This is a genomic window from Neisseria sp. P0021.S006, from assembly GCF_051956895.1.
Window position 1 is genome coordinate 1 of sequence record NZ_JBQCWZ010000272.1, and the last position, 1,685, is coordinate 1,685.

Consider the following 1,685-nt stretch of genomic DNA (forward strand, 5'->3'; position numbering starts at 1 on the left):
CTTTTCAGACGGCCTGTGGCACGATATGATTCAATGATTAATAAATTTTTTGAGGCCGTCTGAAAAAGGATAAGGAGAAACCGGCTTAATGAATATTATTCGTGCCTTATTGGTGGTATTGGGTTGCCTGGCTTTGGGCGAGACGGCCGTTTGGATTTTGGGGTTGAAGCTGCCGGGCAGTATTGTCGGCATGGCTTTGCTGTTTGCCGCGCTTCAGGCCGGCTGGGTCAAATTGTCTTGGGTGGGAGAGCTGGCAGATATTTTGATGGCGAACCTGACTTTGTTTTTGGTGCCGCCTTGCGTGGCCGTCATCAGCTATTTGGACGTGATTGCAAACGACTGGTTTTCGATTTTGACGGCCACAATCGGCAGTACGATCTGCGTATTGTTGGTGACCGGCAAAGTGCATGAGTGGGTCAGGAGGTGGATGTGATGAACATAGACGGGCTGTTGCGTATGCCCTCGGTCATGTTGTTCCTGACTTTGGCCGTATATGCTTTGGCAGTGCAGATTCGGGCGCGCACGGGGAATGTGCTGTGTAATCCGGTATTGATCAGTACGCTGGTGTTGATGGGGTATTTGAAGGTATTTGCCATCGATTACGAGCTGTACCATTCTGCTTCTCACTTTATTGATTTTTGGTTGAAACCGGCAGTCGTGTTGCTGGCCGTGCCGCTTTATCGAAATTGGGACCGTATCCGCAGCCAGTGGTTGCCGGTGGTGCTGTCGCAGTTGGCGGGCAGCGTGACAGGTATTGTTACGGGCGTGTATTTTGCCAAATGGCTGGGCGCTTCGCGCGAAGTGATTCTGTCGCTGGCTTCTAAATCCGTGACGAATCCGATTGCGATTGAAATCACGGCGTCTATCGGCGGTATTCCGGCGATTACGGCAGCAACGGTGATTATTGCCGGGCTTTTTGGACAGATGGTCGGATATAAAGTGTTGAAAGGGGCGTTGTATATGCCTTCTTCAGTAGGAATGTCTTTGGGTACGGCCTCACATGCGATGGGTATTGCGGCGTCTTTGGAATACGGCCGCCGTATGGCCGCATATGCCGGTTTGGGCTTGACGCTCAACGGCGTGTTGACGGCGATATTGGTGCCTATCTTGATTCCCTTATTGGGCGTATAGCGTTTAGGCCGTCTGAAAATAGTGTAAACAGGAGAAAATGATATGGCTGTAAATTTGACTGAAAAACGTGCAGACGAATTGTTGGAAATCGACGGCATCCGTCTGTTTACAGGTCGTGCCGGCATCAAGCAACAAGACCGCGACGATTTGACGCTGATGGTGTTGGGCGGCGGTCATACGGTGGGCGCGGTGTTTACGCAAAACCGTTTCTGCGCCGCGCCGGTGCATATTGCCAAGTCGCATCTGTTTGACCAAGACGGTGTGTGTGCCTTAGTCATCAATACGGGCAATGCCAATGCGGGTACCGGCGCACAAGGCCGTCTGGACGCGATTAAAGTGTGCGCGGCGGCGGCAGAACAGGTCGGCTGCCAATCCAATCAGATTATGCCGTTTTCGACCGGCGTGATTTTGGAGCCGCTGCCTGTGGATAAAATTGTGGCCGCTTTGCCGCAAGTACGCCCTGCATTCTGGTCGGACGCGGCGCGTGCCATCATGACGACGGATACTGTACCGAAAGCTGCTTCACGCACAGGCCTGGTCGGCGAAAAACACAC

The 1,685-nt window shown here is 52.6% G+C and carries 3 protein-coding genes; all 3 read left to right on the forward strand.

What is annotated here, in order from left to right:
• The first annotated feature begins 88 nt into the window (after positions 1-88).
• Positions 89-433 (forward strand): CidA/LrgA family protein, encoded by a 345-nt coding sequence (locus tag ACTHUM_RS13250; protein ID WP_107769156.1) that lies wholly within the window; start codon positions 89-91, stop codon positions 431-433.
• Positions 433-1,131, forward strand: a complete 699-nt coding sequence (locus ACTHUM_RS13255) for an LrgB family protein (protein WP_413231329.1) — start codon at positions 433-435, stop codon at positions 1,129-1,131. The genes ACTHUM_RS13250 and ACTHUM_RS13255 overlap by 1 nt, the downstream gene beginning before the upstream one ends.
• 42 nt (positions 1,132-1,173) lie before the next feature.
• Positions 1,174-1,685 (forward strand): bifunctional ornithine acetyltransferase/N-acetylglutamate synthase (locus ACTHUM_RS13260; RefSeq protein ID WP_440403084.1); only part of this gene is annotated, 512 nt, incomplete at its 3' end.

Excerpts from the sequence above, each read along its gene's own strand:
- ACTHUM_RS13250 (WP_107769156.1), top strand. The coding sequence starts at position 89 with ATGAATATTATTCGTGCCTTATTGGTGGTATTGGGTTGCCTGGCTTTG.
- ACTHUM_RS13255 (WP_413231329.1), top strand. The coding sequence starts at position 433 with ATGAACATAGACGGGCTGTTGCGTATGCCCTCGGTCATGTTGTTCCTG.